This is a genomic window from Streptomyces rimosus subsp. rimosus (genome assembly GCF_000720725.1).
In the GTDB taxonomy this organism is placed as follows: Bacteria; Actinomycetota; Actinomycetes; order Streptomycetales; family Streptomycetaceae; genus Streptomyces; species Streptomyces rimosus_A.
The window spans coordinates 63023-69194 of record NZ_JOCQ01000089.1 but is presented as its reverse complement, the minus strand read 5'-3'; the positions used below and the strand labels follow the sequence as shown (position 1 = coordinate 69194).

Annotated in this window: 7 protein-coding genes and 2 tRNA genes; 6 read left to right on the top strand and 3 right to left on the bottom strand. The window is 71.8% G+C overall.

Going from position 1 to position 6172, the window contains the following annotated elements; all coding sequences use genetic code 11:
* The coding region (locus tag IH45_RS0133040) for an amidohydrolase family protein (RefSeq protein ID WP_030677081.1) at nt 1-840 on the bottom strand (840 nt) is incomplete at its 3' end.
* A 181-nt stretch (nt 841-1021) separates the two neighbouring features.
* Here IH45_RS0133040 and IH45_RS0133035 point away from each other — a divergent pair.
* From IH45_RS0133035 to IH45_RS0133010, 6 genes are all read left to right on the top strand, one after another.
* Nucleotides 1022-1094 (top strand) — tRNA-Thr (locus IH45_RS0133035).
* Nucleotides 1095-1141: 47 nt separating this feature from the next.
* Nucleotides 1142-1214, top strand: a tRNA-Met gene (locus tag IH45_RS0133030).
* 87 nt (nt 1215-1301) lie between these two features.
* Nucleotides 1302-1466: a 50S ribosomal protein L33 gene (gene rpmG / locus IH45_RS0133025; protein ID WP_004571794.1), complete on the top strand. Its 165-nt coding sequence runs from the start codon at nt 1302-1304 to the stop codon at nt 1464-1466.
* A gap of 156 nt (nt 1467-1622) precedes the next feature.
* Nucleotides 1623-2078 (top strand): MaoC family dehydratase N-terminal domain-containing protein, encoded by a 456-nt coding sequence (locus tag IH45_RS0133020; RefSeq protein WP_030677079.1) that lies wholly within the window; start codon nt 1623-1625, stop codon nt 2076-2078.
* Between the two features lie 4 nt (nt 2079-2082).
* On the top strand, nt 2083-2517 hold the full coding sequence (locus tag IH45_RS0133015; RefSeq protein ID WP_030677077.1) for a MaoC family dehydratase: 435 nt from the start codon (nt 2083-2085) through the stop codon (nt 2515-2517).
* A 71-nt stretch (nt 2518-2588) separates the two neighbouring features.
* Nucleotides 2589-3644 (top strand): UDP-N-acetylmuramate dehydrogenase, encoded by a 1056-nt coding sequence (locus tag IH45_RS0133010; protein ID WP_030677075.1) that lies wholly within the window; start codon nt 2589-2591, stop codon nt 3642-3644.
* Between the two features lie 6 nt (nt 3645-3650).
* On the opposite strand, the gene IH45_RS0133005 is transcribed toward IH45_RS0133010, so the two are convergent.
* The gene (locus tag IH45_RS0133005; RefSeq protein ID WP_030677073.1) at nt 3651-4673 is read right to left on the bottom strand and encodes an adenosine deaminase; all 1023 of its coding nucleotides are present in this window, start codon (nt 4671-4673) and stop codon (nt 3651-3653) included.
* A 118-nt stretch (nt 4674-4791) separates the two neighbouring features.
* Nucleotides 4792-6024 carry a pyridoxal phosphate-dependent aminotransferase gene (locus IH45_RS0133000; protein ID WP_032918750.1) on the bottom strand — a complete coding sequence of 411 codons (1233 nt, stop codon included), beginning with the start codon at nt 6022-6024 and terminating at the stop codon, nt 4792-4794.
* Between the last annotated feature and the right edge of the window lie 148 nt (nt 6025-6172).

Genomic DNA, 6172 nt, shown 5'->3' with positions numbered 1-6172 from the left:
CTCCAGGGCCGCGCAGCCGCCCTGCGGCAGGCACACGACCGTCACACCGGCCGCCGCCAGGTGCTCGGCGGTGCGCGCCGCCACCTCCGTCGGCAGCGCCGACAGGCCCGCGCACGGCCCGATCGCCACCCCGGGCCGCAGCCCGCCCGCCATCGCCGCGAACCGGGCCAGCCGCGCGGGGTCGTCACCGTCCGTGTGGAGATCCACCGCGCAGCCGTGCTCGCCCGCGACCTCCAGGACGGCCTCGGCGTACCCGGCCGGATCGGGGTCGAGGTCCGGACAGCCGCCGATGACCGTGGCGCCCATCTTCACGGCGTCCCGCAGCATCGCCAGCCCGTCCGCGCCGGCCGCCCCGGTGAGCATCCGCGGCACCGCCACCGCCGTCATCTCGGCCAGCCCGCGCAGCGACCGGCCCGCCTGGAGGACGGCCTCCAGGGACCGCAGCGCCTGGACGTCGCCGACGCGTACGTGGGTGCGCAGCGCCGTCGCGCCGTGGCCCAGTTGCAGAAGGGCCGCCTCCGTGGTGCGGCGCTGGACGTCTTCGAGGGTGTCGGTGGCGGGGCCCGCGGCATCCGCGGTCAGCGCGGTGTCGCAGTGCGCGTGCGGCTCGGCGGGGGCCGGGAGCAGCAGGTAGCCGCCGAGGTCGATACGGGTGCCCTGCGGGGCGAGGCTGCCCGCCGTGCCGACCGCCTCGATACGCCCGCCGCTCAGCCGCACGTCCACCACGCGGCCGTCGGCGAGCCGGGCGTCGCAGAGCACCAGGGTGCCCGCCGCGGCGCCGGTGCCGTCGCTGCCGGAGGCCTTGTCGGGGCCCGGCTGCGGCTGACTGCTCTCGGACATCGCGCTCCTCGGAGGACCGGGCGTGCAAGATCACGCAGCGTGGTCCGAGCCTAGGGGGCGGTCCGGGGAGCTTCGCGGAGGCGCGAAATAGTCGTACCGGTGTGGTGCGCGGGGCGGGCGGGGCGGCCGCCGGATACGGATTTCACCTTTGGCGGCAGGCCGTGTAATGTCTTCATCGCTCGCCCCAATAGCTCAGTCGGCAGAGCGTCTCCATGGTAAGGAGAAGGTCTACGGTTCGATTCCGTATTGGGGCTCTGATGTGTGAGGTATCCCGCCTTCGGGCGGGATCCGCTCGCATCGCAGCGGTGTAGCTCAGTCGGTAGAGCAAGCGGCTCATAATCGCTGTGTCACCGGTTCAAGTCCGGTCACCGCTACACACAGTAGCCGATTGTGGGGTCGGTCTCCCGATCGGCTACTATTCATGCGTTCACCCGTCCATCCGTCCGTCAAGGAGCACTCACGTGGCTGCCACCGACGTCCGCCCGAAGATCACGCTGGCCTGCGTGGAGTGCAAGGAGCGGAACTACATCACCAAGAAGAACCGGCGCAACGACCCGGACCGTCTTGAGATGAAGAAGCACTGCCCGCGCTGCAACGCGCACACCGCGCACCGCGAGACGCGATAACAACAGGCTCGTCCGCGAGGCCGTCCCCAGTCCCTGGGGGCGGCCTCGCGGCGTTGTGGTGCGAGGATTCCGCGCGGCGCGGCGCCGGGCGCCCGTACGCCGGTATGACAAGGTCAGGGACCGTTACAGGGACCAGTTCAGGGAGGTTGCGAGCCCATGGCGCTCGACCAGTCCTTCGTCGGGCGGAGCTACCCGGCCACCGCTCCTTATGAGGTCGGCCGGGAGAAGATCCGCGAATTCGCCGAGGCGATCGGGGATGCCGCCCCGGCGTACACCGACGCCGAGGCCGCCAGGGCGCTCGGTCACCCCGATGTGATCGCCCCGCCGACCTTTGTGTTCTCCATCACCTTCCGCGCCGCGGGCCAGGTCGTCGAGGACCCGCAGCTGGGTCTCGATTACAGCCGGGTGGTGCACGGCGACCAGAAATTCGTCTACACGCGGCCGGTGCGCGCCGGTGACCGGCTGACCGTCACCTCGACCATCGAGGCGATCAAATCCATGGCGGGAAACGACATTCTCGATATCCGTGGTGAGGTGCACGACGAAGCGGGCGACCACGTGGTGACCGCTTTCACCAAGCTGGTGGCGCGCGGCGCCGGACAGGAGGGCTGACGCGATGACGGCGAAGATCTCTTACGACGACGTCGAGGCCGGCACCGAACTCCCGGCGCAGACCTTTCCCGTGACCCGGGACACCCTCGTGCGCTACGCGGGCGCCTCCGGCGACTTCAACCCGATCCACTGGAACGAGAAGTTCGCCAAGGAGGTCGGCCTGCCCGACGTGATCGCGCACGGCATGTTCACCATGGCCGAGGCGGTCCGCGTGGTCACCGACTGGACCGGCGACCCGGGCGCGGTCGTCGAGTACGGCGTGCGCTTCACCAAGCCCGTCGTGGTCCCCAACGACGACGAGGGCGCGGTCATCGAGGTCAGCGGCAAGGTCGCGGCCAAGCTGGACGACGAGGCCCGTACGGTCCGTGTCGATCTGACCGCGACCAGCGCCGGCCAGAAGGTGCTCGGAATGTCGCGCGCGGTGGTCAGGCTCGCCTGAAAAGCGCGCCTCGTTGCCGCACGGGGGCGGCCCGGCCCGAGCGCCGGGACCGCCCCCGTACTCTTGAGCCCGTGCAGGAACTCCACGACGCCCCCCTCGCCCCGCTGACCACCTTCCGGCTCGGCGGACCGGCCACCCGGCTGCTCACCGCCACCACGGACGACGAAGTGATCGCGGCCGTCCGCGAGGCCGACGCATCCGGTACGCCGCTGCTCGTCATCGGCGGCGGCAGCAACCTGGTCATCGGCGACAAGGGCTTCGAGGGCACCGCGCTGCGCATCGCCACCCGCGGCTTCGCCCTCGACGGCACCGACCTGACGCTGGCCGCGGGCGAGAACTGGTCCGACGCGGTGGCCCGTACGGTCGAGGCCGGCCTCGCGGGCGTCGAGTGCCTGGCCGGCATCCCCGGCTCGGCGGGGGCCACGCCCATCCAGAACGTGGGCGCGTACGGACAGGAAGTGTCCTCCACGATCACCGAGGTGGTCGCGTACGACCGCATAGCGGGCGAGACCGTGACCCTCTCGAACGCCGAGTGCGCGTTCTCGTACCGCCACAGCCGCTTCAAGGAGCACCCCGACCGCTTCGTCGTACTGCGCGTCCGCTTCGCCCTGGAGGACGCGGGCGGGCTGTCCGCACCGATCAAGTACGCGGAGACCGCCCGCACCCTCGGCGTCGAGGCGGGCGACCGGGTACCGGCCGCCGCCGCCCGCGAGACCGTGCTCAAGCTGCGGGCCGGCAAGGGCATGGTCCTGGACCCGGAGGACCACGACACCTGGTCCGCGGGGTCCTTCTTCACCAACCCGATCCTCACCGAGGCCCAGCACGCGGACTTCCTCGCCCGCGTCCACGAGCGCCTCGGCGCGGACGTCACCCCGCCCGCCTTCCCCGCGGGCGACGGACACGTGAAGACCTCGGCCGCCTGGCTCATCGACCGGGCCGGCTTCACCAAGGGCTACGGCGACGGACCGGCCCGCATCTCCACCAAGCACACCCTCGCCCTGACCAACCGCGGCCGGGCCACCACCGAGGACCTGCTCGCGCTGGCCCGCGAGGTGCGCGAGGGCGTCCACGCGGCCTTCGGCGTCACGCTGGTCAACGAGCCGGTGACGGTCGGCGTCACCCTTTAGGACGCGTCACTCCTCGCCCAGCCACGCGTCCACCCCCGCCAGCAGCTTGCGCCGCATGTCCTCCGGCGCCCGCGAACCCCGTACCGACTGGCGGGCCAGCTCGGCCAGTTCGGCGTCCGAGAAGCCGTGCGCGGTGCGGGCGATCTCGTACTGGGCCGCCAGCCGGGAGCCGAACAGCAGCGGGTCGTCGGCGCCCAGCGCCATCGGGACGCCGGCGTCGTAGAAGGTCCGCAGCGGCACGTCCTCGGGCTTCTCGTAGACGCCCAGGGCCACGTTCGACGCCGGGCAGACCTCGCACGTCACCCCGCGCTCGGCCAGCCGCCGCAGCAGTGCCGGGTCCTCCGCGGCGCGCACGCCGTGGCCGACCCGCGCCGCGTGCAGGTCGTCCAGGCAGTCCCGCACGCTCGCCGGCCCGGACAGCTCGCCGCCGTGCGGTGCCGCCAGCAGCCCGCCTTCGCGCGCGATGGCGAAGGCCCGGTCGAAGTCGCGCGCGAAACCCCGCCGCTCGTCGTTGGAGAGCCCGAAACCGATCACACCGCGGTCGGCGTAGCGGACCGCGAGCCGGGCCAGCGTACGGGCGTCCAGGGGGTGCTTCATGCGGTTCGCGGCCACCAGGACCCGTATCCCGAGGCCGGTGTCGCGAGAGGCGGTGCGCACCGCGTCCAGGATGATCTCCAGCGCGGGGATCAGCCCGCCCAGCCGCGGCGCGTACGAGGTCGGGTCGACCTGGATCTCCAGCCACCCGGAGCCGTCCCGCACGTCCTCCTCGGCGGCCTCGCGGACCAGCCGCTGGATGTCCTCGGGGGAGCGCAGACAGGACCGGGCGATGTCGTACAGCCGCTGGAAGCGGAACCAGCCGCGCTCGTCCGTCGCCCGCAGCCTGGGCGGCTCGCCGCCCTTCAGGGCCTCCGGCAGGTGCACGCCGTACTTGTCGGCGAGCTCCAGCAGGGTCGCGGGCCGCATGGACCCCGTGAAGTGCAGGTGCAGATGGGCCTTCGGCAGCTCTCGGACATCGCGTACACGTTCCATCCCAGGATCTTGCCGTACGCGGCCGACGCGCCGGTAGGCCCTTTCCCGAACGGGCGCCCGCCCGAAAGCAGATGCGGGCCCCGGGAAACCCCGGGGCCCGCAGGTGTCCACCCGTGCGCTACTTGGCCTCGGCCAGCAGGTTCTGGACACGCGTGATGCCCTCGTCCAGGTCCTCGTCGCCGAGCGCGTACGACAGGCGCAGGTAGCCCGGCGTGCCGAACGCCTCACCCGGAACCACCGCGACCTCGGCCTCCTCCAGGATCAGCTCGGCCAGCTCCACGCTGGTCTGCGGGCGCTTGCCGCGGATCTCCTTGCCGAGCAGGCCCTTGACCGACGGGTACGCGTAGAACGCGCCCTCCGGCTCGGGGCACAGCACGCCGTCGATCTCGTTGAGCATCCGCACCATCGTCTTACGGCGCCGGTCGAAGGCGACCTTCATCTCCTCGACGGCGTCCAGGTCACCCGAGACCGCGGCGATGGCCGCGGCCTGCGCCACGTTGGAGACGTTGGAGGTGGCGTGCGACTGGAGGTTCGCCGCGGCCTTGATCACGTCCTTCGGGCCGATGGCCCAGCCCACCCGCCAGCCGGTCATCGCGTACGTCTTCGCCACACCGTTGACGATGATGCACTTCTCGCGCAGCTCCGGCACGACCACCGGCAGCGAGCAGAACGTCGCGTCGCCGTAGACCAGGTGCTCGTAGATCTCGTCGGTGAGCACCCACAGGCCGTGCTCGGCGGCCCAGCGGCCCACCGCCTCGACCTGCTCACGGGTGTAAACCGCGCCGGTCGGGTTGGACGGCGAGACGAACAGCAGCACCTTCGTACGGTCCGTACGGGCCGCCTCCAGCTGCTCCACGGACACCCGGTAACCGGTGGTCTCGTCGGCCACGACCTCCACCGGCACGCCGCCCGCCAGCCGGATCGACTCCGGGTAGGTGGTCCAGTACGGGGCGGGCACGATGACCTCGTCGCCCGGGTCCAGGATCGCGGCGAACGCCTCGTAGATCGCCTGCTTGCCACCGTTGGTGACCAGCACGTTCGCCGCCTCGACCTCGTATCCGGAGTCGCGCAGCGTCTTGGCGGCGATCGCGGCCTTCAGCTCGGGCAGGCCGCCTGCCGGGGTGTAGCGGTGGTACTTCGGGTTGCGGCAGGCCTCGACGGCGGCTTCGACGATGTAACCGGGAGTGGGGAAGTCGGGCTCGCCGGCGCCGAAGCCGATCACCGGGCGCCCGGCGGCCTTGAGGGCCTTGGCCTTGGCGTCCACGGCGAGGGTCGCGGACTCGGAGATCGCCCCGACGCGGGCCGACACCCGACGGTCGGTGGGGGACTGTGCGGGAGGAGTAGCGCTCATGTACTGCATGTTCCCAGACCGCCCGGGAGGCGGGCACACGGGTTTGGAGGCGCCACCTCGGGGCTTTCTGTTCGACGCCCGGCCGCGAAGCACGTACACTCGCTGACCGTTGGCTCCCAACAGGCCGCCGGCGACCTCGCACCTGGTG